This is a genomic window from Shewanella sp. YLB-07 (genome assembly GCF_009377275.1).
On the sequence record NZ_VOQB01000001.1, the window covers coordinates 920518 to 945031 of the forward strand.

Genomic DNA, 24514 nt, shown 5'->3' on the forward strand with positions numbered 1-24514 from the left:
TTTTTAATGCTTAACGCTTACTGAATTATCATCGAGAAGAAGATAACCTTAACCATTACTGATAAAACCTTCATGCTTGTAGGGTAAAATTGTGCTGGCGACTTGTTTCATCGCCGAGGTTAGCTTGGTCAGCTGCTTTGGTGTGATCACATAGGGCGGCATAATATAAATCAGATTAGAAAACGGTCTAATCCAGACGCCTAAATCGACAAACTTTTGCTGAAGCTCTGCGGTATTGACGGTCGCGTTCATCTCTATAACCCCTATGCCGCCCAGCACTCGCACATCTTGTACTTCCGGGAAATCGATGGCTTCTGCCAGCTCAGTTTTTAATTGAGCTTCTATGCTGGCGATTTGTCCTTGCCATTCACCATTTGCAAGCAGGTCTAAGCTGGCACAAGCGGCGGAGCAGGCTAACGGGTTACCCATAAAGGTGGGGCCATGCATAAACACGCCGGCAGGGGAGTCGCTGATCCCTTGTGCGACTTCATCACTGCATAGGGTGACAGCGAGAGATATATAGCCGCCGGTGAGCGCTTTGCCTAAACAGAGGATATCGGCCTCGACGGTGTGTCCATTAATTGTGGCGTGCTCATAGGCAAACATCTTACCGGTGCGGCCAAAGCCCGTGGCTATCTCATCAAGTATCAGTAGCACCTTAAATTCATCACAAAGCTGACGCAAGCCGACCAGGTAATCCGGGTGGTAGAAACGCATGCCCCCAGCGCCTTGCAGAATTGGCTCGATTATCACTGCGGCAATGTCATCGTGCATCGCCTCAAGCTTGGCCCGCATCTCGCACAGTTCGCTGGGATTAAAACTGGCGCCAAAACTGGCCTGTGGCGCGCTAACAAATTCGTGCTGAGTGACTGAGTCGCCGAACATAGTGTGCATGCCACCTTCAGGATCACATATGCTCATGGCGGCGAAAGTATCGCCGTGGTAGCCGCACTTTACCGTGAGAATGCGCTGTTTGTTAGGCTGATTTCTGCCTTGCCAATATTGTAGGGCCATTTTAAGCGCCACTTCGACGGCAATAGAGCCCGAGTCCGCTAAAAATACCTTAGTTAGGTTATCACTGGTCATGGCGATCAGTTTTTTCGAGAGTTCGATGGCTGGTTGATGTGTTATGCCGCCAAACATCACATGGCTGAGTTTGCTTAGCTGTGTCTGCATTGCATCGACGATGACGGGATGACTGTAACCGTGAACACAGGCCCACCAGGAGCTGGTGCCATCGATAAGCTGGCGGCCATCATCTAAGGTGAGTTCGCACTCTTTTGCCGATACCACACCGAACGCGGGCAAGGCATTACTCATTGAGGTATAAGGGTGCCAGATGTGCTGCTTATCAAACTCAAGATCTATGCTGGATGTCGAAGATTTTGATGTAGAAAGAGTCGCTGCTGAGATACTAGGACTGATATCGGAATTGTTTTTGTTCATATATTGACCGTTAGTAAACCTATTTGACTGGTTGGCGTTGACAGATTACGACCTGCAGGTATCCTAGGCAAGATAAAAACAAATTATATTGAGCAAAAAGGGTAAGTTAAATGTCGGATATACAGCTGCGCTATAATTGGCAACGTGATGAAATAAAAGAACTTTTTGATTTACCTATGAATGACCTCCTGTTTAAGGCCCATTCATTACATCGTCAGGTATTCGATCCAAACGAAGTGCAGATCAGCCGATTATTGTCGATTAAAACTGGTGCTTGTCCCGAAGATTGCAAATATTGCCCCCAGAGTGCCCGCTACGACACGGGTCTGGAGAAAGAGCGACTCATCGAGATTGACAAGGTATTGACCGAGGCTCGTAGTGCCAAGGCTGCCGGTGCTTCACGTTTCTGTATGGGCGCCGCCTGGCGTAATCCCCACCCAAGAGACATGCCTTATTTAAAAGATATGGTCAGCGAAGTCAAAGGCATGGGAATGGAGACCTGCATGACCTTAGGCATGCTTTCTCCTGAGCAAGCCGGCGAGCTGGCTGAGGCGGGACTGGACTACTATAACCATAACTTAGACACCTCTCCCGAGTACTACGGCGACATCATCACCACGCGAACGTATCAGGACAGACTCGATACCCTGTCTAACGTGCGCGCCGCCGGCATGAAAGTCTGTTCCGGCGGCATCGTCGGCATGGGCGAACAGGCAAGTGATCGTGCCGGTTTATTGCAGCAGCTGGCGAACATGGAGCAGCATCCTGATTCTGTCCCCATTAATATGCTGGTTAAAGTCGCTGGCACGCCGTTCGAGAATATCGACGATCTCGACCCCTTAGTCTTTGTGCGTACGATTGCCGTGGCGCGGATCTTAATGCCTTATTCAAGAGTTCGCTTGTCGGCAGGGCGTGAGAAGATGTCTGATGAGATGCAGGCCATGTGTTTCTTCGCCGGGGCTAACTCTATCTTCTACGGTTGTAAGCTATTAACCACCAACAACCCGGAAGAGAATGAAGATATGACACTGTTTAAGCGTCTGGGTTTACATCCGGAGCAGGGCAAGTATGCCACGGTCGAAGATGATAAGGCCGTATTTGTTAAGGCGACGGCTAAGGCGAATGCCATCAGAGATAAAAAGAGTGCTGCCTTCTACGATGCGGCAGCCCTATAAATTAGATGAGAGTTCTGAATTGGCTCTCGAGTGAGTAAGGGCGATGAGTACTGCTATGCTTGATAAGATTGAAAAGGCTCAGGCCCAGCTTGCCAGTCGAGGCTTGCTGCGCCGCAGACATGCTATTTCAGCAAGCTTGCCTTGCGAGCCAAATCTTGAATTGTCCGGCGCGTTATCCTTCACGCTAGAGGGCAAGCATTACCTGAATTTTAGCAGTAACGACTATCTTGGCTTATCTCGCTCATCTAAGTTAATCGATGCCATGTGCAGCGCCGCCAAACGTTATGGTGTCGGCAGCGGTTCTTCACCTTTGGTGACAGGTTACAGTGAGGCGCATTTAGCATTGGAGCAGAGGCTGTGCAAAATCACCGGCCACCAGGCGGCCTTGTTATTTTGCTCGGGTTTCAGTGCTAATACGGCATTGATGAAGACCCTGTTCGACTCAAGTGACACTGTGATGGCAGATAAGCTAATGCATGCCTCTGTCATCGATGGCTTAAAAGATAGTCAGGCTCAGTTGAAGCGGTTTTTACATAATGATATCGCCAGCGCCGAGCGCATAGTGAACCAGCAAGTTCCCACCGCCTTAGTCACCGAAAGTATTTTTAGCATGGACGGTGATATAGCACCGCTTTCATCGCTGTCTCAACTCTGTAAGCAGAATAATGTCAGCCTGATTGTCGATGATGCCCATGGTTTTGGCGTGCAAATGCCGCCGTTAGTCGATGCCAAAATTGCCGATATCCAGGTGGTGACCTTTGGTAAGGCCTTAGGTTGCCAAGGCGCGGCTATCTTAGCCAGTCAGCAGGTGATCGATTTTCTGGTCTCTAATGCCAGAGAGTATATCTACTCGACCGCCATTTCACCTGTGAATGCTTGCGTTGCTCTAGCCGCGGTGGATTTGATTGATACAGACAGGTCTCTGGCTCAAAGACTCGGTGATAATATTCGCTACTTTAGACTGCAATGTGAACAGGCCAACATCAAATTGGCCGATTCAGGCACTGCAATTCAGCCCTTGGTATTGGGTGATGTTGATACCACCTTGCTCGTTGCCGACAAGCTTAAGCAGTTAGGACTCTGGGTCGGAGCTATCCGTCCTCCAACAGTGCCTAAAGGCTCTGCGCGACTGCGAATGACCATCACAGCTATGCATACTCGCGATGATATCGACAGGTTAGTGGACGGACTGAGCACTAGCTTAGCCTAATTTCGAATAGTGATTTTTAATGGTATTAAAGGCTCTGCACGACGACGAATGACTATCGTGCACGGCCATGCATACTCGCGATGATATCGACAGATTAGTGGATGGATTGAGCACTAGCTTAGCCTAATTTCAAATAGTGATAGGAAGGAGCCCGAAGTAGTGAATCAAAGGGTAGCACAAAGCGTTAATGGTCAAACAGTTGCTCAGCGATTTTCCGCTGCAGCAAAGCATTACCATGAACATGACAGAGTGCAGAAGCTCTCCAGCATGCAGCTTTTTTACACCATGACCCCAAGCGGGGTCATGCTGGACATAGGTGCGGGGCCGGGGACTGATTTCAGTCAGTTTTCATCGGTTAACCAAGTGATAGCATTAGATATCGCTCAAGGCATGCTTGAGCAGGTTAAGCTGGACTTTCCCGATTATCAGACGGTTTGCGCCAATGCCGAATCCATCCCACTGCCTGATAACTCAATTGACAGTGCCTATTCTAATCTCGCCCTGCAGTGGTGCGGCGACCTTTCCAGCAGTTTCAATGAGACGGCTCGGGTGTTAACAGCCGGGGGCGAGTATCATCTGGCGATTGTTGCCCAAGACAGCTTACCTGAGCTTGCAGAATTAGGCTTTAGGGTGAATGCATTTCGGTCGATGGAGGAGATCTTGAGTCATTTTGATAGGGACCAGTGGCAGATTATCTCGTTTGAAACGACGGCGATTAGTGTCTACTTTGCCGATCTGAAATCGTTACTCTATTCCATTAAAGGCGTCGGCGCCTCTATTCATGGGAATGGCGATGACAATGAAAGAACTAAGGACAAGCTAAGCCATGGGATCCGTGGCAGAGGCGATTGGCACAAATTATTGGCGGCCGCTGAGCTTAGTCGAACTGCGCAAGGCCTCCCGCTGACTTATCAGATTGCTAGTATTTCTGCAAAAATAATAGGTTAATCCATGAAATTTTTCGTCACCGGAACAGACACTGATAGCGGCAAGACCTTGGTCACTTCGGCGCTCTTGTATAAAATGAAATTAAGCCAGGCTTATGGCCGTACCTTAGGCCTTAAACCTGTCGCCTCTGGTTGTGAGACGACTGAGAAGGGCTTGAGAAACAGTGATGCACTGGCCCTCATCGAGCAATCCAGCATAGAGTTGGATTATGAGCTGGTAAATCCTATCTCTTTCTTGCCTGCGATTGCGCCGCATATTGCAGCGTCACAGACAGGAGTCGACATCAGTCCCGGCGCAATACTGGCGAAGATACAGCAAAGTATTGTTGCAGCAGAGCTGAATGATAATGATGTTTGCCTCATCGAAGGGGCGGGGGGCTGGCGTCTGCCTTTAGGGGAAGGTCAATTTCTCTCTGAGGTTGTGCAGAGCTTAGATATACCTGTAATTTTAGTCGTGGGTGTGAAACTAGGCTGTTTAAATCACGCAGTACTGACACATGAAGCGATCATAGCCGATGGGTTAACCCTTGTTGGTTGGGTCGCTAATATCGTGGAACCACAGACCCGCTGCCTGGATGATAATCTCGCCAGCTTACACCAACTCATGCCTTCTTCGTGTCTAGGAGTTGTGCCCTATCTCAGTGAGGCTACAGCGGAAGCCGCCGCTGAGCATCTGAATCTGGCTGCTTTGGTTTCATAAACAGCTAAGGTTTCTTGGACTGTTTAGCTCGTTTAGCTCGTTTAGCTCGTTTAGCTCGTTTAGCTCGTTTAGCTCGTTTAGCTCGTTTAGCTCGTTTAGCTCGTTTAGCTCGTTTAGGTTGCTTAGCCCTGAATGTTATCAGGGCTAAGCTTTAGCCATTCTTTCTGGGTTAGTCTTTCAACCCCCTGCGCTTGAGTAGGGCGTCTGTGGTCGGTTTATTCCCCCTGAAATGCATATAATCTCCCATCAAATCTTGGCTATTTCCCTTGGATAGGATGGCTTGGCGGTATTTGTTCCCATTTTTCAGGGTCAGACCGCCGGTCTTATCCATGTAAGAGAAGGCGTCGGCTGCCAGCACTTCAGTCCAGAGGTAAGCGTAATAACCCGCCGAGTATCCGCCGCCAAAACTGTGGCTGAAATAGCTGGTCTTATATCTGGGAGGCACTGGTGCGTAGTCTATACCGTGTTTGGCTAATACCTTATGTTCAAATTCCTCAACATTATCGATACGCGTACCGGGTGCTATTGAGTGCCATTCCATATCTAAGATGGCGGCGGCGAGGTATTCTGTGGTGTCATGGCCCTGATTAAACTTGTGGGACTTAAGGATCTTGTTTAACAGCTTGGCCGGGATAGGCTCCCCCGTCTGATAGTGCTTGGCATAGTGGGCGATCACCTCAGGGTTTATGTCCCAATCTTCGTTAAACTGAGAGGGAAATTCGACGAAGTCTCGAGCGGTAGCCGTGCCTGCGATACTGGGATACTTCACCTCGGAGAATAGGCCATGGACTGCATGGCCAAACTCATGAAACATGGTGGTGACCTCATCGAAGGTCATCAAGGTTGGCTTTCCTGCTGCGGGCTTAGGGATATTCAGTGCGTTGTACACCACAGGATGGGTGCCTAATAAACCGGATTGAGTGACAAATTCATCCATCCAGGCGCCGCCATTCTTACCTGGACGTGCATAAGGGTCGAGATAGAAGATGCCAATAGAGCTGCCGTCTTGGTTGAAAACTTCGAATGCCATCACATCTTCCTGCCACACGGGCAGATCGGTGCGAGGCTTGATCTCTATGCCGTAGAGTCGATTCATGGCGTAGAATAGTCCATCTTTCAATACTCGGTTAAATTCGAAGTAAGGCTTAATCTGGTTTTCATCAAGACTGTATTTTTGCTGACGGACCTTTTCGGCATAAAAAGCCCAATCCCATGGTTGAAGCTCAAAATTGGCTCCCTCCCTCGTCATCTCTTCACGTATGTCCTCAGCTTCTGCTCTCGTCTTGGCGATAGCTTTGGGAACAAGATCGTCGAGAATGGCGAACACGGCGTCTGGGGTCTTAGCCATTTGATCGGCAAGGGTATAAGCTGCCCAATTAGGGTATCCAAGTAGGGCAGCCTTATCTGCGCGCAGTTGTGCCAGCTTAATGGCTAAGGGACCATTGGTGTCCATGACGCGATTGGTAGATGCTTGCCATATTTTTTGGCGCAGTTCTCGATTATTCAACTTTGCCAGTATGGGCTGCCTGGTGGTATTGACTAGGGTTATCATGTACCCCTCTGTGCCTGTGGATTTCGCGGCAGCGGCGAGTGTGGCTATCTCATCGGCTGACAAGCCGAGCAGTTGGCTCTTATCGGTGACAAGAATCACCTCATTTTTAAACGACTTTAAAACATTTTGCGAGAAGTCGGCGCCAGCTTTGGCCAGAGAAGTATTGAGGTCTCGTATCTTAGCTTGATCTTTCTGCGAGAGCTTGGCTCCGGCACGCAGGAAATTGTTGTAGTAGAGCTCGGTGAGGCGTTTTTGCTCACCTTTTAGTGCGTCTTTATGTTGGTAAATGGTCTCGATGCGGGCAAACAGGTCTCGATTGAGATAGATATTATCCTCATGGGCTGTGAGCTCTGGCAAGATAGTATCTTGGATCTTAAGCATCTCATCATCGGATATCAGGCCGGAGAGGTTGAAAAACATGCGCGACACCCGGCTCAAAAGAGCGCCGGAGGTCTCCATCGCCGAGATAGTATTGTCGAAGCTAGCAGAGGCCGGATTATTGATGATCTTACTGATATCTGTCTCGTGTTGTGTCATCCCCAAACGAAATGCCGGTAGATAATCATCGGAGACTATTTTATCGAATTGAGGGGCCTGATCCTGTAATGGACTGGGATGAAGCAGCACCTTGTCGGCATTTTGTTGAGTGATCATGTTTGCCTTTGCTTGAGTTTGCGGCGTATCGTCAGATTGAGTTGAACATCCACCCAAGACAAATACCATACTCATTGCGATTGTTATTAGATTTTTGCGCATGTGAAATCTCTTCTTCTATTGTTGGTTGACCAGTTTGTTTTATTTAGTTGGTAAGTTCAGGTCTTAACTTTTGTTGCCGTGACACCCTAGCAAGCTTGAAGTCTGCTGCATAATGTTAAACTTTAGTCAGACTTAAGCTGGTGTCATTTATGTTTGATAAATCTTGAGCATTTGATTTTACACTGTGTAAATCATTTGTTTTTATTGTGTTTTGTGCGGGTTGCTTTTGTGAGGGGGTTGGTGTTCGAGATCACTCCAACGACTGAAAACATCAGATCTGTCCTATTTTCTCTTAACTTAGATCATTGTCTCAATTGTGAATAATATGATCGCCCGTTAAGGCCCTTATGGTCAGGAGCTGCTGAGGTTAATTTTTATTCATCTTTGGTGAGCTTGGTAGTCAGTTAACTTGGTCTGTGCTCTTTACTCTACTCAATTCCTAGACTAGTCAGCGCCTGATTCATCATCTTTTCTTGCTCATGTAGAAATAGGCGCATCTCATCACCTTGTAGGAAGAGTTCTTGCCAGACTTGGGCATCACGGGTTTCCGCCCAGAACTTAGTCTGATTGAGTTTATGGAGTAAATATTTACTCATAGCGTATTGGGCGTGCTAAATCTACGAATCGCGATATGCCATTGTGAACATATTTTCATCGAATGATACCGAAACTGTAAGCAGGTGATGGGTTAATCGTTGACAACTTTGGCCGCCTATATGGTGTGACACAAAGGCCTATAAGAAAGTGTAGCGGGAAATTAAGTATTAGGGTGACATCAGTCGCAACAAGATTTGAGAGGTATCTGTGGAGGAGATGTCTCTAATTAACCAAGTTTAATGCTTATTGTCAGCTGTAGTTAAGCTAGCCGCCGAGTTTTAAGCTTTGCTTAATGTAAGCCTCCTAGACTGCATCTTCTTTACTATGGAAGGTCAATAGATCTTAGTATTTTGCGAGTTTAAAGTGATCCCGAATTGAGTTTAATTTGTCCAGATGTACATTTTTTTACTATTCTCCCCTTGAATTCTCGCCATTCGGACATATTATGTCTTTAGGACGCAACATCAGGTACTCAAGTACCCAACAGGAGCTTATTTAATGCGTATTTTTTTATTGATTGCGACCAACATGGCAATCTTACTTGTGGCCTCAATTGTGATGTCACTATTAGGTGTTAATACATCTACCATGGGCGGTTTACTCGTCTTTGCTGCTATTTTCGGTTTTGGCGGTGCTTTTCTCAGTTTAGCTATCTCTAAATGGATGGCTAAAAAGACCATGGGCTGCGAAGTCATCACTACACCTCGTGATAATACCGAGCGTTGGTTAGTCGAGACTGTCGCTCGTCAGGCTGAGCAGGCAGGTATCAAGATGCCGGAAGTGGCTATCTATCAGTCTGAAGAGCTTAATGCTTTTGCGACGGGTCCAAGTAAAGATAAAGCCCTTGTTGCTGTGAGTAGTGGTCTGCTTTATGGCATGAGTCAAGATGAAATTGAAGGTGTGCTTGCCCACGAAGTGAGTCATGTGGCAAATGGCGACATGGTTACCCTGACCCTTATTCAAGGTGTGGTTAACACTTTCGTTATCTTCGCTGCCCGTGTCGTTGCTGGCATTATCAATAACTTCGTTGCTAGTAATGATGAAGAGGGTGAAGGCTTGGGCATGTTCGCCTACATGGGCGTGGTATTTGTCCTCGACATGTTATTCGGTATTCTTGCCTCTATGATCGTGGCCTACTTCTCGCGTATTCGTGAGTTCAAGGCAGACGAAGGTGCAGCTAAACTTGCGGGTAAAGATAAGATGATTGCGGCTCTCGAGCGTCTACGTCAGGGACCTGCAACAGGTGCTATGCCAGCTCAGATGTCTGCACTAGGCATCAATGGTAAAAAGTCTATGTCAGAACTGATGATGAGCCATCCGCCGCTAGAGAAGCGTATCGCAGCACTGCGTGCCAGCTAGTCACTAGTCAGTAATCATTACAAACACAACGGGAGCCTAGGCTCCCGTTTCTATGTCTGGACTTCTTATAGTAAAGAGTTATGCAAGCACTTAGGTAACTAGGTAGTCATATGTGCTTTCGCTCTTAGCTAGATGTTTACTACACTTATGTCATCGGGATATACAGTTCACGCACTAAGAAGCTTATTCGAGAATATAGGCAGGTGAGAATGAATATCATTACTGTGATTTTATGAAGTTTTCTTGCATAGTTATTAAGTCTTTTTACTGAATTTGATCTTGAATTAAATGAGAGGGATTATGCAGTATCACATAAGGATTATGTGATAGGGCTCACTATATGACTGAATTCAGTACATAAGTAACAGCATAATTTGATTAAGCGCACAGTTTCAAACTTGCTTTGACGATATCATAAATCTAAGAAAAGTTGCGTATTTGCAGTTCCTTAGCTATTTTATGCAATGTCGTGCTAAGACTGTTGAGAGCAAGATGGGGTTAACTAATAAAACTTCACTATGCTGTCATTATAAGAGGATATGATTGTGAGCAAAAAAATACTAAGTGCATTATTCGGTGCTGCTTTGGCAGCATTAGCTTTATCACCAGTTGCTATGGCTGAGCCACAAGAACTTGCAGAAATGCATGTAGAGATGGATGGCTGTGAAGCCTGTCATGCAGATGGCGAGCCATCTGCAGATGGTGCTTATGAGTTTGAGCAGTGCCAGAGCTGTCACGGTACACTGGATGAGATGGATGCTGTACACCAACCACATGAAGGTAATCTAATGTGCGCCGATTGTCATGCTCCCCATGACATGAATGTCGGTGACAAACCAACATGTGATAGCTGTCATGATGATGGCCGTACACCTGAGTCCATCTTGAAGTAGAGCTGTAATAAGCGTTTAAATAAAGTATCTGATTATCAGGTGCTTGAAAAATGGGAGCTTAGGCTCCCATTTTTACGTTTGGATAATTGTTCGCCTCTTAAGATTTAGTAATACCAACGGTGTCGTGCTGGATAACGATAATCAGCTGTTGTCGACAGAGTTAATATAGAATCCACTCTATAATTTGTGGTAAGATTTTTTACCTGCACCTTCTTAATTTCTTCCTAAAATGATAAAAACTGATGAATGATATAACGATAGTAACCCACGACGGTAATTTTCATGCCGATGATGTTTTCAGTATCGCCGCACTTAAGTGTGTTTTTCCGACTTTTAATCTCGTAAGGACACGTAATGCTGACATTATTGCTAAAGCAGATGTCGTGCTTGATGTCGGTGGAGAGTATGATCCGGATGCAGGCCGCTTTGATCATCATCAACGTGGCGGAGCAGGTGAGCGTGAAGATGGTATCCCGTATTCATCTTTTGGCTTAATTTGGAAAAAATATGGCTTAGAAATTTGTCAGGGTGATCAAGAGTTAGCTACATCAGTTGATGCTGGTTTAGTATCGACCATCGATGCTATTGATTGTGGCCATGTTACTGGTGTTGCTACAGGTATTAGTCTTAGTCACACTATTTCCATGTTTAACCCAACTTGGCAAGAAGAGGGTGACTTTGATGCTAGCTTTAACGAAGCGGTAGACTTTGCATCACGGATTTTAACACGCTTTATTGCTTCGGCTAACGGTGGTATTAGCGCAAAAGCGATTGTGGCTAAAGCGATTGATGATGCTGAAGATCCAAGAGTGATTGTATTAGAAAAATATACACCTTGGAAAAGAACTGTTCATGCCTTATCTGAAGCGGCTTTATATGTTGTTTATCCATCTCAGTCAGGGCAGTGGAGAATTCAAACCGTACCCGCAGAACTTGGTTCATTCGAAGATAGAAAGTCGCTACCAAAAGCGTGGGCAGGATTAAACGGTACAGCGCTTCAAGAAGTGACAGGCATAGATGATGCAATGTTTTGCCATAACGGTTTGTTTATCGCTGGTGCAGAATCGTTTGCAAGTACCATGAAGATGGCAAGCATCGCACTCGCTGAGCAGTAAATAAGTCTGTCTGCAGCAGCTAGAGTAAGAAACATTTGAGGTTAGCCTTTATAACATTAAGGGCTAACCTTTAAGATAAGTAAATAAGTTACTAAATAAAGTTTTTTATAAAGTGTTTTAGCCTCTGAACACTCCCCCAGCGTGTGATCTGTGAGCCCCATATTGGTGCAACTTCTTACAGCTTTTACCTACTGATTGCACTCTCTTTGCTCATTTTATCAAAAAACAATACCGGATAATTTTTTTATTGTTAATTATCAATTAATTGAATGTTGGCGCGTTGGTTGCAATCTTATATTTATCGCGAACATAAGTGGGTGATATGAGATGGAAAGTGCCGATATTATTGAATTTAAACATAGCAAGAATGTAAATCTCGGGGATATCTCATCCTCGCACAGAGTGGCTATTATTGGTGCTGGTTGTGGTGATGTTGAGCTACTGACGCTTAAAGCCGCTCGTCTAATTTCTTCTGCGGACGCTTTGATCTATGACAGTCTGGTCAGTGAAGATATTCTTGATTTGGCATCGAATGAGTGTGAGATGCACTTTGCTGGTAAGAGGTGTGGTAAACCTAGTGCCAAGCAAGATGATATCAATCAACTACTGGTGGCTTGTGCGAAGCGGGGACTCAAGGTCGTGCGATTAAAAGGTGGCGATCCCAATGTATTTGGCCGGGGTTGTGAAGAGGCCATGTTTCTGGCTAAACATGGTATTAAGAGTCAATTTGTCCCCGGTATTACAGCTGCTTTGGGCTGCGCCGCCAGCGCTGGGATCCCTCTGACTCATAGAGGGGTAGCAAGGTCTGTGACCTTAGTGACTGGCACTGTCATCGATGATGCTTCCCGGACTGGCATAGGCTGGCAGGCTCTGCTAACTGCGCAGTCGACGTTAGTGTTTTATATGGGTAAGGAGCAGGCAGCGCATATCGCACATGGTCTGTTAACGGCGGGGGCAAGCATCAAGCTGCCTATGGTATTTATCAGTAGCGGGGCTAGAGTCGAGCAGAAATTAAGTTTTGCCACGTTAGGAGCCATGGCCGAAGTGGCCAGTCAGCTCCAAGTGTCGGGTCCTACTTTGATGATAGTTGGCGAAGTGGTTTCTGTGGGACAAGAGCTTGCGGAGCTAATCAATCAAGTCGAGAACAGCAAAAATAATGTCATTTCCAGTGATAAAGAGATGAGTGAGTCTGCTTAGATTCTTCTGCCGATATAAACATGAGTTTGATTGTGGTGAGAAAGGTTATCCTTCATTAATTTATGTCTTTGTTTTAAATTGAAATAATAAGAGGCTGTAGACTCCATGAAGAAAGCCTATCAGGGGTTAATAAGAACATTAGGGCGAGGTGAGAAAGGCTCCCGATCATTGACGCTCAGTGAGGCGCACTTTCTTATCAAAGGTTTCTCTGACGGCATTGGCACTAAGGTGCAGCTCGCTGCGGCGTTGATGTTGATGCGGGTCAGGGGAGAAACCTGTGAGGAAGTTGCTGGCGCGGCTTTGGGGATTAAATCAACCATGAGCACCCAATGGTCAAATCTCGATGTGAGCATCGACTGGCCCTGTTATGCAGGAAAACGTGAATTATTGCCTTGGCTATTACTCGCCGCAAAAGTACTGGCAAATCAAGGTGAACGGCTACTACTGCATGGAGACCCTAGATCGCTCAGTCATAGAAAGCATATTGCGGCTTATGTTGAGCGACTTAATATTCCTAAGGCGAGCAATCCAGAAGAGGCTCAATCTGCATTAGATTCAGTGGGAATTTGTTATGTCGATGCCGATAGTTTCTCGCCCTTGGTTGCGCAATTTCGCGAGTTACATCAAGAGCTAGGTTTAAGAAGTCTGTTTCAGATAGCCATTCGCTGCACTAATCCTGCTAATGCTCCTGTTAGCCTGCGCAGCTATTTTCACCCTGGTCTGGATAAGATGCATACCAAGGTCGCTAAGCTGATGTCCCATGCGTGTTTAGATGTGCGTCTGCTGGATGACTCTTTTAATGACAGTGTTGAAAGCACTGCTGTAAATGCTGCCGAGCAAGCTTTTGCACTCAAAGGTAGAGTCGGTATTTTTAAAGGGGTTCAGGGAGAGACTGAAATTAATCCAAGGATTTCTACCGAGCTGACCATCGCATCGCGGGGTGACAGCCAAGTTATTCATCTTCCCACCCGGCTTGAAGGTTTTGTTGGCATGAACACCTTGTCATCAGAGCTTGCACTTGTACCGGAACAAGCTTCCCTGATATTGAGTCAGATTTGGGATCAAGGTGAGAGTGATCATCGCCGTGGAATCGACTCAGCATTATTCATTAAGCTAGGAGAAGTTGCCGAGGCGAGTGTGATAGGTACACTGTCGGCAGTTTATCTACTGCAAGGTAAGTGTCAATCAGTGTCAGAAGCTGAATCTTTAGCCGATCAGGCATGGAGAATGAGATGACTATTTATACCTGTTTTACAGATCAACCTGATGAGCTTCATATCCATGATACTCACTGGCAAGTTACTAGCTTAACTAAGTTACAGGATATAGAGAGAGTACCTCTTTGCAATGAACAAGATCTTCTCGTTTATGTTTGCTCAGAGATGATTGGCGTCGATCTTCAACTGTTGTTACGCCTGATGCAATTCTCTCCCATTCCGCTGGTGGTGAATGCTAAGTGCTGGCAGAAAGAGGACCTGACGAGATTACTCGAATGTGGCAGGGTGACATTTGTCCCCGGTGAATTTGAGCCCGCTAGACTAAAGCAAGTCATAGAACTGGCCAAGCTGAGGTTCAGCTTGGCCAATGAGCAGCAACAGAAGATCATTCAATTAGAATCATCATTAGCAGCACAGAAGTTGCTGGCCAAGGTGAAGGCGAGACTCCAGCAAAACGGATTGAGTGAATCTCAAGCCCATAAACTCTTGCAAAAACAGGCGATGGACAGCGGGATATCTATTGAACAGCTGGTTCATCAATTGCCGCTAAGCTAAGCTTTCATTTATCTATCGTCACTCCTCAGCTCTCATCATTTCAAAGCCTCACTATTTCAAACCTATCCATTTCAAACTTAAGCATTTCAATTCCGCCCAAAATGGTGCAGAAGCGCCTTGGTTGTGCGATCACTCATTTCATTTCGTACCAGAAAAAATAATAAGCGTAGTTAAATCAAAGGCTTGGTCTTATTGTTTTCTTGGCATAATCACTGCAATAAGTAATAAGCTTTAAGACAACAAGTAAAATAAAAATTCGGATCTAATCGGCAATGGCGCCATGTTCTCACTTGAGAGCATGGCGTCTTTTTTTTTCTAGCAGATCTGCAGTTTCAAAAAGAGATGGGGAGTGTGTTATGGGTTGTGCAAAAACAGATTTGGAGCGTAAGCCTAGGTTACTCGTCGTGGGTAACGGCATGGTTGGCCATCATTTTATAGAGCAGCTTTGCGATCAAGGGCTCAATGAAGACTTTCACATTGAGGTATTTGGCAGTGAACAACTTGCTGCCTATGACAGGGTGCAGCTGTCTAAATATTTCGAGACCGGCAGTGCCGATAGCTTAATGCTGGCAAATGTCGATACCTATGCCAAACAGGGAGTGACCTTACACCTTGGCAAGGAAGTGACCGGGCTCGATACCGAGAATAAGTGCCTGCATACCCAAGATGGCGATTTTTGGTTTTATGACAAACTCATGTTGGCCACAGGGTCTTACCCCTTCGTGCCACCTATCGCGGGCAAAGACAGGCCCCAGTGTATGGTGTATCGCACCATCGAAGATCTGGAGCAGATACAGCAAGCCGCCGAGAAATCCACATCCGGGGTGGTGATAGGTGGTGGCTTATTGGGATTAGAGGCCGCCAATGCCTTACTGACCTTAGGCTTAGATACCCATGTTGTTGAGTTTGCATCTCAGCTGATGCCTGTACAGCTCAACGATAAGGCGGGTGACCTTCTGCGTGACAAAATTGAGCAGTTAGGGGTATCTGTACATACCAGCAAGGCGACCACGGCTATTGTCGCCGGTGAGTCGGCGCTGCACCGGATGAATTTTAATGACGATACCTATCTTGAAACAGACATGATTGTCTTCTCCGCCGGTATTCGTCCACAGGACAGCCTAGCCAGACAAAGTGGCATAGAAGTGGGTGAGCGTGGCGGTATTGTCATAAATGATCACTGTTTAACATCAGCCGATGATGTTTATGCCATAGGCGAATGTGCCATCTGGCAGCAGAGAATATTCGGACTCGTCGCGCCGGGTTATCAGATGGCGAGGGCGGCGGTATCCCATATTAATTCTGGTGCTAACAAGGCTGGCACATCTTCGAGCTTAGTGAAGTTCGAAGGCGCGGATATGAGCACTAAGCTTAAGTTGCTTGGGGTGGACGTAGCTTCAATCGGTGAGAGTCGTGGGTTTGATAATGCACAATTTGTTGAGCTTACCGATAATCAAGCCGGTACCTATAAGAAGCTCTGGTTAGATGAATCTGGCCGTTATCTCAAAGGCGCTGTCCTTGTAGGTGATGCCAGCGATTACAGCCTGCTGTTGAATCAATACTTGTCTGGTGATGAGCTTGTTGGCCCCGCTGTTGACTTGCTGCAGCGCGAAGAGGGCGTCAGTGTTGTGATGAAAGATGACGCGATTATCTGTTCCTGTCACCAGGTGACTAAGGCCGACATCGTTGCGAGCGTTCAGGCCGGCTCCCATAGTCTGACTGAAGTGAAAGCCTGCACTAAAGCGGCGTCAGGTTGTGGCGGTTGCAGTGCCTTGGTTCAGAGTGTGCTCACTCAGAGCATGGAAGAGCAAGGCCTAGAGACTGAGAAGGGGCTCTGCTGTCATTTTGAATACGACAGACAGGAGCTGTTTCATCTTTGTCAGGTAGAGGAGATAGGAGATTTTACCACCCTAATTAAGACTCATGGCAAGGGGGAAGCTGCCGTTGTGGGCCTAGGTTGTGATATCTGTAAACCTGTTGCCGCCTCAATATTTGCCACTTTAGAGAACGAATACGTACTCAACATTCAACATGCCAACCTGCAAGACACCAACGATGCGTATCTGGGCAACCTTCAAAAAGATGGTTCTTACTCTGTGGTGCCTCGAATTGCCGGTGGTGAAATTACTCCAGATAAGTTAATCGCCCTGGGTGAGATTGCTAAGCGTCACGATCTCTACACCAAAATCACCGGTGGTCAACGCATCGATCTCTTTGGGGCTCAGCTCTCTGACTTGCCGATGATCTGGCAAGAATTGATTGAACAGGGATTCGAGACGGGACATGCCTACGGTAAGTCTTTAAGGACAGTTAAGTCCTGTGTCGGCAGCACTTGGTGCCGCTATGGCGTCCAGGATTCAATCAGTTTAGCCATAGATCTGGAAAATCGTTACAAGGGACTACGCGCCCCACACAAGATCAAATTCGCAGTATCGGGTTGTACCCGCGAATGTGCCGAGGCCCAGAGTAAAGATATTGGAGTCATTGCCAGTGACAAGGGCTGGAACCTATTTGTGGGTGGCAACGGTGGCATGCGACCTCGTCACGGGGATCTGTTTGCAACCGACCTATCTACAGCAGATTTAGTGACCTATATCGACCGTATCTTGATCTTCTACGCTAAGACTGCCGCCCGCTTGCAACGCACTTCCGTGTGGCTTGAGTCTTTAGAGGGAGGCCTAGATTACCTTAAGTCAGTGGTCATCGATGATTGTCTTGGAGTGGCCGAAGATCTGGAAGCTCAGATGGAAAAAGTCATCTCGACGTATCAGTGTGAGTGGCGAACTAGTCTGGAAAGTCCTGAGTTCCTATCTCGATTCAGCGAGTTCGTTAACCCTGAAAAAATGCCTCAAGTGAATGTAGAGCAATATCGCTATAGCCGTGGACAGCGTTTCCCTGTGGGCTCAGTAGGCACGATTGCCGTGACTAATTTGCCCAGTGATACATCCAAAAATGTTGAGCTAGTTGAATTATCTAAGTAAGGCCATTGGCTTAAAGGAGTGACAAGTATGAATTGGGTCAATATTTGTGAGAAAAAAGAATTGCCAGACTTTGGCGGAGTCGCCGCTTGGTTTGAGGACAGGGCTATTGCCATTTTTAACTTAGGTGAGCGTGGATTATTTGCTCTGGATAATACCGATCCCGCCACGGGCGTGAGTCTATTGTCCCGCGGGCTTATCTGTGATCTCGAAGGGGATATTTTTGTCGCATCGCCTTTGCATAAACAACATTACAGTTTGCGCGATGGCTCCTGTATCGAAGATGAGTCCTTAAGTGTCGAGGTGTACCAGATCAAGTGCGAAGACGGCAAGGTGCTTGTGAAAAGCGCCTATGACAGTTCTGGTAATTATTCATTAGTATAAGGCGGTAATGATGAGTTCTGACAAATTTAATCTTTTCTCCTTCTCGGGAAAAATGAAAATAATGCACCTCAGTTGGATGGCCTTCTTCGTCAGTTTCATGGTCTGGTTTAATGCCGCGCCTCTGATGGGGGTGATTGCCCTGAGCCTGGGGTTGACCAATGAGCAGATTAAAACATTGCTTATTCTGAATGTGGCGTTAACGATTCCCGCGAGGATTATCATAGGCATGGTGACCGATAAATTTGGTCCTAGGCTGACCTATTCGGCGCTGCTGATATTGTGTAGTTTTCCCTGTTTCATGTTCGCACTAGGAGAAACATTCGAACAGTTAGCGCTGGCACGCTTCCTACTCGGCTTTATCGGTGCAGGGTTCGTTATCGGTATTCGTATGGTCAGCGAGTGGTTTCCGGCGAAAGAGCTCGGCACGGCCGAAGGGATCTATGGCGGTTGGGGCAATTTTGGCTCGGCTGCCGCCGCGTTTACCTTACCCGCTATAGCCATTGCCTTCGGTGGAGATAATGGCTGGAGATATGCCATTGGGTTAACAGGCGTGATGAGCTTTGTGTTCGCCTTTATTTATTACTTCAATGTTTCCGATACGCCCAAGGGTTCAACCTACTTTAAACCTAAGAAGGCGGGCGCCCTGGAAGTGACAAGCAAGGGGGATTTAGCCCTGCTTATCCTGATGAAATTGCCCATGTATGCCACCTTGGCATTACTCGGCTGGAAGTTATCACCAGCGGGTGTCGGCATGTTCACTCAGATGGAGGTCTATGGTATCTATGGCATCTTGGTTGGCGTGCTTATGGTCGACCTGTATCAAACCTATCAGGTGAACAAGCATATCTTCGATGGCCCGGTACCCGAGTTTGAATGCTATCCCTTCAAGCAAGTTGCGGTATTAAATGTACTGTATTTTTCGACGTTTGGTTCAGAGCTCGCCGTGGTCTCTATGTTGCCGCTGTATTTTGCCGAAACCTTCGAGCTTGGGCTGACTCAGGCAGGCATGTTGGCCTCCACTTATGCCTTTATGAATCTGGTCTCAAGACCGGGCGGTGGCTGGATAAGTGATAGGTTCGGTCGCAAGCCAACCCTGATGATTTTGACTGCTGGCTTAGCACTGGGTTACCTTGGTATGGCACAAATAACCTCGGATTGGGCGTTACCATTGGCTGTGATTATGGTGATGACTTGCTCTTTCTTTGTTCAAGGCGGTGAAGGGGCTGTCTTTGCCGCTGTTCCCTTGATTAAGCGACGATTAACTGGTCAGATTGCCGGCATGACGGGAGCCTATGGTAATGTTGGGGCTGTATTTTTCCTAACTGTCTACTCTATGGTGTCTACGCAAATTTTCTTCTATGTTATCGCTGCCAGTGCGGTGCTGGGCCTTGTGAGTCTGCTGTTTCTCATTGAGCCTAAGGGGCATATCGCCGAAGTGAATGAGGATGGTGAAGTGACCTTGATCAGTGTCAATTAACCAGTTATCAAAGAGGGAAATGGTATGTCAGCATCGGGCGTAGCGTCATTGAGTAAGAGTCTGGTGGAAGATGATTTAACATCTAAAGCTGAGCCGAGTGTACCAGAAGAACCGTCTCTCAATGGAGAGCTGCCTTTGAGTGGGGAGCTTGAAATCGGGGCGGGTCAGTTCTCTGCTCAAGGGGCCAAATCCACCAATGAAGATGCCATCGGCATACGTATACCCGATGGCTTGATGCTGACAACTAAGGGCGCTGTGTCGGTCATTTGTGATGGGGTGAGCGCCGCAGAAGCGGCAGAGAAAGCCAGCGGCATAAGCATCAGTAATTTTATCTCCGATTACTATTCGACGCCGGATACCTGGAGCGTCGAGAAATCCAGCTCTCAGGTACTCACCGCACTGAATCGTTGGCTCTATGGTTTGGGTCAGGACTATCGAGAGGCGCAGCGGGGTTATGTATGTACCTTTACCGCCCTTATTTTTAAATCTTGCAGTGCTTATCTGCTCCATGTTGGCGACTCCAGAGCCTATCGGTTCAGAGCTGGCAAGCTTGAGCGTTTGAGCCGAGACCATGTGACTGTGCTTGGAAAAAATAAGCGCTACCTAGCGAGGGCATTAGGGTTAGATGTGAAACTGGACGTGGATTACCGCAAGCTCGAGTTAGCGCAGGGCGATCTCTACCTGCTGACCACAGACGGCATTCATGACGTTATCAGTGATCAAGACTTGGCAGTTAAATTGTCTGAGTTTATGTCTAAACTAAAATCTAAACCTGAGTCTAAAGTAAGCCTTAAACAAGAGTCAGACGCCGCAATCGATCACGATGAGTTTTGCAGGTTATTGTGCTCTCAGGCAATCGATGCGGGTAGTCTGGACAATGTCAGCTGTCAGCTGTTATCCATAGGTACATTACCTAAGTTAAATATCGACGATCTCTATCAGAGGCTATCTAAGTTACCTTTTCCGCCTCCATTGTCTGAGGGGATGAAGCTAGACGGTTACCTGATAGAAGAAATTTTACACCAGAGTCAGCGCAGTCAGGTATATCTGGCATCCGATGCAGATGGCAACAAGCGTTGCATCAAGACGCCCTCGGTTAATTATCTCGATGACGCGGCTTATATCGAACGTTTCATGCTCGAGAGTTGGATAGGCCACAGGATAAACAGCCCGAACGTGGTGAAGTTATTAGACAGAGATCGGGTGAAAAGTGCGCTTTACTATGTCACTGAGCATCTCAACGGCATGTCATTGAGTACCTGGATCACTCGTAATCCTAAGGCTTCGGTGCAGGAGGTTTTGCTGCTGTTGAAACAGATAGAATCCGGGGTGAGGGCGTTTCATCGTAAGGAAACCATACACCAAGATCTTAAACCCGATAATATTTTACTGACCTATGAAGGCCAGATTAAGCTTATCGATTTTGGCTCCTGCCATATCAAGGGAATAGCCGAAATTGCCACCCCTCTTCAACGAGATAGTATCTTAGGCACCGCAGACTATTCCGCCCCCGAGAGTGTATTAGGGTACCGGGTTACCAACAAAGCCGACCTGTTTTCCATGGCAGTGATCACCTTCGAGATGCTCACCGGCCAGTTGCCTTTTAAAGGAAAATTGGCACAATGTCGCACCAAACAAGATTATCTTAAGCTGGTTTACATCCCGAGTTATGAACTCAATCCACTCATTCCCTTATGGATGGACCCACCACTGAAGAAAGCCTTAAGCTTCGACCCCGTGAGTCGCCAGGTTGATACCAGTGAGCTGTTATATGAACTCAATCAACCATTGGTGAATTGGGATAAACCGGAAGTGGGACGCTCATTTTTAGAGAGGGATCCCGTGAGGTTCTGGCAAGGTGTCTCGGTATTGCTTGGCTTGAGTACATTACTCTTACTGCTAAGTTAAAAAACACCCCCTATTATCACAAGGCATATTTTGATCTCGCTAGGGCACAATATGCCCTGGGAAGACGTAATTCAGCAAGATACTCGATTAAATTGGCCTTGGAATATGCCGAAATGCCTAAAATCCAGAGGTTGTACCGAGCTAAACTTAGTTGGTTGAATAAGATGTAATTTAAATAAAACAGTCGCTTAAAGTGCGTTGGCTGTTTTTAAACTCGCTCCCCAACAATATCAAAATCGACAGCTGATCCATTACGACTTTACATCTAAAGTTGTATCTGGCGTAGTTATAAAGTCTATATCCCCCTCTAATTTCGATCCCTTTGGTTAAGAATCGTTAATACTCGTGATGGATGTTGTGATTCAAATTACTCCGCATAATACTCACCAGTTAAACTCGATAACAATTTAATGCAGTCCGTTTTACTGCCTAATGGAATTAGGCTTCCTATTTCATTATCGAGCTAATGATTGATTTCAGTAGGACATGTTTAGAGGCATTTAGGCTCTAAATTCACAATTCGGTATGACCTTGTGAGTTCGCTAATTGGTGATAACGCTTTGTCAGCCTTTAACTAAGCTATAGAAAAGGGAAAACAGGGAAATGAAACATTCTAAAATTGCGCTATTAGTTTCGGCTGCACTATTTGCATCATTTGGTGCCAATGCTGCGAGTACTCAAAACAGAGCTACAGTGGACCAAGACGGTAGCAGTAATACTGCTACCGTGACTCAAACCGATGAGAGCGTAAATAACCAAGTTACTATCGGTCAAACTGGTAACGGTAACACTGCCCATGCGACTCAAGCGCGAACTGCGCAAACAACTGCGACTATTAACCAGACAGGTAATGATAACCTGGCTACTGTAGATCAGATGGATGCGACTGAAACAGCTGTTGCGACTGTTGATACTGTTGGTAATGACAACAAAGCGTACATCACACAGAAGCTGAACAATGCTGTATCTGCTAACGCGGCAATCGCACAAAATGGTAATGAGAACACTGCAACAATCACTCAAAACGATGGTGATGGAGCTGTTTCGACAATTACTCAAAATGGTAATGGTGATACTGCTGAGATTAATAATTACTGGTCAGACTATGCAACAGCGACGGTAACCCAAAATACAGGTACAGGAAATAATGCATATGTAGATCAGTCTGTATCTGATCACAGTACAGCCGACTTAACTCAAACGGGTTCAGGAAATGATGGTGATATTCTTCAGAACACTGGCAATCGCTGGCAGAATGGCACAGACGATACCAATGCTTCATTGACTCAATCTGGGGCGACAAATACTGGTTTTATTTCTCAAACAGCCATGCATAACAGTGCTGTTGTTTTACAAGAAGGCGATTTAAACACTGCTAGTGTCACTCAGAGCGCTGAATCAAATGCTGCTGACGTAGTTCAAGATGGTGACTCTAATACTGCGACTGTAGCTCAAACCGCTATGGGTAATACTGCAGATGTTGATCAAGTAGGTAACGGCAACACTGCAAATGTCGATCAGAGTGGACCAAGCAATGGTGCGACTATCGCGCAAACAAGTTCTGGTAGTTTGGCTCAGGTTACTCAAACTGGAGAAAGTAACGGCGCAACTGTGACTCAAACGGGTGCGGATCAGTCGGCCATAATCACACAGAATGATTTTTCAAATACAGCTGCAGTAACTCAGTCTGGTCTAGGTAATGGTCTAACACTTACTCAAGGTGGAAGTGATTTTGGTACTGGTAATACGACTACTGTTAATCAAGATGGTGATAACGATACAGCTACATTGAGCCAAACTGGTAATTCAAACCAAGTGGTGATCGCTCAAAGTGCTAACAGCTATGATAATAATATTTCAGTGACTCAATCTGGTGCTTCGAACTACGCTGGTGCCGCTACTGAATTAGGTGGTGGCAGTTCCATCACTATCACTCAGACTGGTACTAACAACAGTGTTAGGAATAATGACAATGCTAATAATTATTATGGTTCAGATATAGGCGCGGGTACTTACGGTGCTAATAACATGCTAGTAATTAGCCAATCAGGTAATGATAACACTGCTTATGCTGATGCTTCTCATGATAATTCATCTGTTGATATAGCTCAATCAGGCGAGTTTAACGATGCGACGGTTGAGTCATGGTTCGGTAGCGAAAATGACCTGTCTGTCAGCCAAACTGGCGATTATCATCTTGCTGATGTCTATGTTGTAGGTGGTTCAATGAACTCTGTTAGTGTGACTCAAACAGATTCCTACAATACAGCCAACGTGACAAGTTCCGGTTCTAATAACGTTGTTATGGTCACTCAGGGTACTATGTAATTATTAAGTTTGTAGTGACTTTTCAAGGGGCTTAGGCCCCTTTTTTTAGTTATTTAAGATTGCTGGGTGAATCACAGAATTTGAATACTTGTCTGTTGGCTAGGTTCAATAAGTCTTGCTGTTTTACGACTGGTGTTTTGGACTTTGAAGGATCAGATGAAGGCTCCGTTATTATGCTGCTTTATGGAGATTATATTTGCAGTTCAGAACTAACGGCATATTTAATCCTTTTATGCAGGTAAAAGGATCTACATAGGCTTTGTGTGGACTAAGGACACACTGTCCAGGTTGTAGTAGAAAGGTATTGCTTACCTGCTGCATATACAACTTTATGACCTGATCGTTAATACTTTAGATGGATGTCGCTAGTATTTTATGCCTACATAATCAACGTCAATAATCTGACACTGGTTTATCGACATGGATTCGCAAGGACAGCGTAATAAACGGCTTATTCTTAAAACTAAAGTGTTTACACTCTTTAGTTACCTGTTAGTGTCCTGCACTTTTTCTTCTTATGTCTTCGCCAACTCAGATCTGAGCTCCTTAGATGAGCTATCCAGCCAAGATAACTCCGTGTATAGCATCCAGACGGGCTATGAGCATTCAATTTTAATTCAGCAACACGGCACAGGGCACAGGATAAGTGTTGCTCAATGGGGAAGTTCGCAAACCGCGGTGGTGACTCAGGGTCAAGCATCGGACTAAAGGAAGAGGAAA

The 24514-nt window shown here is 46.2% G+C and carries 19 protein-coding genes; 16 read left to right on the plus strand and 3 right to left on the minus strand.

Annotated features, from left to right (window positions below; translation table 11 throughout):
• Positions 1-48: 48 nt before the first annotated feature.
• Positions 49-1446, minus strand: a complete 1398-nt coding sequence (gene bioA, locus FS373_RS03705) for an adenosylmethionine--8-amino-7-oxononanoate transaminase (RefSeq protein ID WP_152829054.1) — start codon at positions 1444-1446, stop codon at positions 49-51.
• A gap of 110 nt (positions 1447-1556) precedes the next feature.
• Here bioA and bioB point away from each other — a divergent pair, with 110 nt between their 5' ends.
• From bioB to bioD, 4 genes are all read left to right on the plus strand, one after another.
• On the plus strand, positions 1557-2621 hold the full coding sequence (gene bioB / locus FS373_RS03710; RefSeq protein ID WP_144047058.1) for a biotin synthase BioB: 1065 nt from the start codon (positions 1557-1559) through the stop codon (positions 2619-2621).
• A 43-nt stretch (positions 2622-2664) separates the two neighbouring features.
• The gene (locus FS373_RS03715) at positions 2665-3831 is read left to right on the plus strand and encodes an 8-amino-7-oxononanoate synthase (protein ID WP_152829055.1); all 1167 of its coding nucleotides are present in this window, start codon (positions 2665-2667) and stop codon (positions 3829-3831) included.
• Between the two features lie 159 nt (positions 3832-3990).
• The gene (locus FS373_RS03720) at positions 3991-4779 is read left to right on the plus strand and encodes a methyltransferase domain-containing protein (RefSeq protein ID WP_322619460.1); all 789 of its coding nucleotides are present in this window, start codon (positions 3991-3993) and stop codon (positions 4777-4779) included.
• A 3-nt stretch (positions 4780-4782) separates the two neighbouring features.
• Positions 4783-5478, plus strand: coding sequence for a dethiobiotin synthase (bioD, locus tag FS373_RS03725; RefSeq protein WP_144047055.1), 696 nt, complete (start codon positions 4783-4785; stop codon positions 5476-5478).
• A gap of 169 nt (positions 5479-5647) precedes the next feature.
• On the opposite strand, the gene FS373_RS03730 is transcribed toward bioD, so the two are convergent.
• Together FS373_RS03730 and FS373_RS31400 are read right to left on the minus strand one after the other, a co-directional pair.
• The gene (locus tag FS373_RS03730) at positions 5648-7786 is read right to left on the minus strand and encodes a M3 family metallopeptidase (RefSeq protein WP_144047054.1); all 2139 of its coding nucleotides are present in this window, start codon (positions 7784-7786) and stop codon (positions 5648-5650) included.
• A gap of 428 nt (positions 7787-8214) precedes the next feature.
• The gene (locus tag FS373_RS31400; protein WP_185976848.1) at positions 8215-8382 is read right to left on the minus strand and encodes a hypothetical protein; all 168 of its coding nucleotides are present in this window, start codon (positions 8380-8382) and stop codon (positions 8215-8217) included.
• A gap of 499 nt (positions 8383-8881) precedes the next feature.
• Between FS373_RS31400 and htpX the strand changes: the two genes are divergently transcribed.
• The 12 genes from htpX (at position 8882) to FS373_RS03790 (ending at position 24502) form a co-directional block, all read left to right on the plus strand.
• Positions 8882-9742 (plus strand): protease HtpX, encoded by an 861-nt coding sequence (gene htpX / locus FS373_RS03735; RefSeq protein WP_144047053.1) that lies wholly within the window; start codon positions 8882-8884, stop codon positions 9740-9742.
• Between the two features lie 545 nt (positions 9743-10287).
• A complete protein-coding gene (gene cctA / locus FS373_RS03740) occupies positions 10288-10635 on the plus strand; it encodes a tetraheme c-type cytochrome CctA (protein WP_144047052.1) in 348 nt (115 codons plus the stop codon).
• A gap of 242 nt (positions 10636-10877) precedes the next feature.
• Positions 10878-11750, plus strand: a complete 873-nt coding sequence (locus FS373_RS03745) for an MYG1 family protein (protein WP_144047051.1) — start codon at positions 10878-10880, stop codon at positions 11748-11750.
• 327 nt (positions 11751-12077) lie between these two features.
• Positions 12078-12947, plus strand: a complete 870-nt coding sequence (cobA, locus tag FS373_RS03750; protein WP_144047050.1) for a uroporphyrinogen-III C-methyltransferase — start codon at positions 12078-12080, stop codon at positions 12945-12947.
• Positions 12948-13052: 105 nt separating this feature from the next.
• On the plus strand, positions 13053-14183 hold the full coding sequence (locus FS373_RS03755) for a glycosyl transferase (RefSeq protein WP_144047049.1): 1131 nt from the start codon (positions 13053-13055) through the stop codon (positions 14181-14183).
• A complete protein-coding gene (locus FS373_RS03760; RefSeq protein ID WP_144047048.1) occupies positions 14180-14719 on the plus strand; it encodes an ANTAR domain-containing response regulator in 540 nt (179 codons plus the stop codon). Before FS373_RS03755 ends, FS373_RS03760 begins: the two co-directional genes overlap by 4 nt.
• A gap of 356 nt (positions 14720-15075) precedes the next feature.
• Positions 15076-17700, plus strand: a complete 2625-nt coding sequence (gene nirB, locus FS373_RS03765; protein ID WP_144047047.1) for a nitrite reductase large subunit NirB — start codon at positions 15076-15078, stop codon at positions 17698-17700.
• Positions 17701-17727: 27 nt separating this feature from the next.
• Positions 17728-18081 carry a nitrite reductase small subunit NirD gene (gene nirD, locus FS373_RS03770; RefSeq protein WP_144047046.1) on the plus strand — a complete coding sequence of 118 codons (354 nt, stop codon included), beginning with the start codon at positions 17728-17730 and terminating at the stop codon, positions 18079-18081.
• A gap of 10 nt (positions 18082-18091) precedes the next feature.
• Complete coding sequence (locus tag FS373_RS03775; RefSeq protein WP_152829119.1) at positions 18092-19558, plus strand: NarK family nitrate/nitrite MFS transporter; 1467 nt, start codon at positions 18092-18094, stop codon at positions 19556-19558.
• 24 nt (positions 19559-19582) lie between these two features.
• The gene (locus FS373_RS03780) at positions 19583-21466 is read left to right on the plus strand and encodes a bifunctional protein-serine/threonine kinase/phosphatase (RefSeq protein WP_227992531.1); all 1884 of its coding nucleotides are present in this window, start codon (positions 19583-19585) and stop codon (positions 21464-21466) included.
• 603 nt (positions 21467-22069) lie between these two features.
• Positions 22070-23794 carry a beta strand repeat-containing protein gene (locus FS373_RS03785; RefSeq protein WP_152829057.1) on the plus strand — a complete coding sequence of 575 codons (1725 nt, stop codon included), beginning with the start codon at positions 22070-22072 and terminating at the stop codon, positions 23792-23794.
• 420 nt (positions 23795-24214) lie between these two features.
• Positions 24215-24502 (plus strand): hypothetical protein, encoded by a 288-nt coding sequence (locus FS373_RS03790; protein ID WP_144047044.1) that lies wholly within the window; start codon positions 24215-24217, stop codon positions 24500-24502.
• Positions 24503-24514 lie beyond the last annotated feature (12 nt).

Bases quoted from the DNA above. Each gene is read 5' to 3' on its own strand.
- bioB (WP_144047058.1), top strand. From the start codon at position 1,557: ATGTCGGATATACAGCTGCGCTATAATTGGCAACGTGATGAAATAAAA.
- FS373_RS03780 (WP_227992531.1), top strand. From the start codon at position 19,583: ATGTCAGCATCGGGCGTAGCGTCATTGAGTAAGAGTCTGGTGGAAGAT.
- FS373_RS03715 (WP_152829055.1), top strand. From the start codon at position 2,665: ATGAGTACTGCTATGCTTGATAAGATTGAAAAGGCTCAGGCCCAGCTT.
- cobA (WP_144047050.1), top strand. From the start codon at position 12,078: ATGGAAAGTGCCGATATTATTGAATTTAAACATAGCAAGAATGTAAAT.
- nirB (WP_144047047.1), top strand. From the start codon at position 15,076: ATGGGTTGTGCAAAAACAGATTTGGAGCGTAAGCCTAGGTTACTCGTC.
- htpX (WP_144047053.1), top strand. From the start codon at position 8,882: ATGCGTATTTTTTTATTGATTGCGACCAACATGGCAATCTTACTTGTG.
- FS373_RS03730 (WP_144047054.1), bottom strand. From the start codon at position 7,786: ATGCGCAAAAATCTAATAACAATCGCAATGAGTATGGTATTTGTCTTG.
- FS373_RS03785 (WP_152829057.1), top strand. From the start codon at position 22,070: ATGAAACATTCTAAAATTGCGCTATTAGTTTCGGCTGCACTATTTGCA.
- bioD (WP_144047055.1), top strand. From the start codon at position 4,783: ATGAAATTTTTCGTCACCGGAACAGACACTGATAGCGGCAAGACCTTG.
- nirD (WP_144047046.1), top strand. From the start codon at position 17,728: ATGAATTGGGTCAATATTTGTGAGAAAAAAGAATTGCCAGACTTTGGC.
- FS373_RS31400 (WP_185976848.1), bottom strand. From the start codon at position 8,382: ATGAGTAAATATTTACTCCATAAACTCAATCAGACTAAGTTCTGGGCG.
- bioA (WP_152829054.1), bottom strand. From the start codon at position 1,446: ATGAACAAAAACAATTCCGATATCAGTCCTAGTATCTCAGCAGCGACT.
- FS373_RS03755 (WP_144047049.1), top strand. From the start codon at position 13,053: ATGAAGAAAGCCTATCAGGGGTTAATAAGAACATTAGGGCGAGGTGAG.
- FS373_RS03790 (WP_144047044.1), top strand. From the start codon at position 24,215: ATGGATTCGCAAGGACAGCGTAATAAACGGCTTATTCTTAAAACTAAA.
- FS373_RS03760 (WP_144047048.1), top strand. From the start codon at position 14,180: ATGACTATTTATACCTGTTTTACAGATCAACCTGATGAGCTTCATATC.
- FS373_RS03775 (WP_152829119.1), top strand. From the start codon at position 18,092: ATGAGTTCTGACAAATTTAATCTTTTCTCCTTCTCGGGAAAAATGAAA.
- FS373_RS03745 (WP_144047051.1), top strand. From the start codon at position 10,878: ATGAATGATATAACGATAGTAACCCACGACGGTAATTTTCATGCCGAT.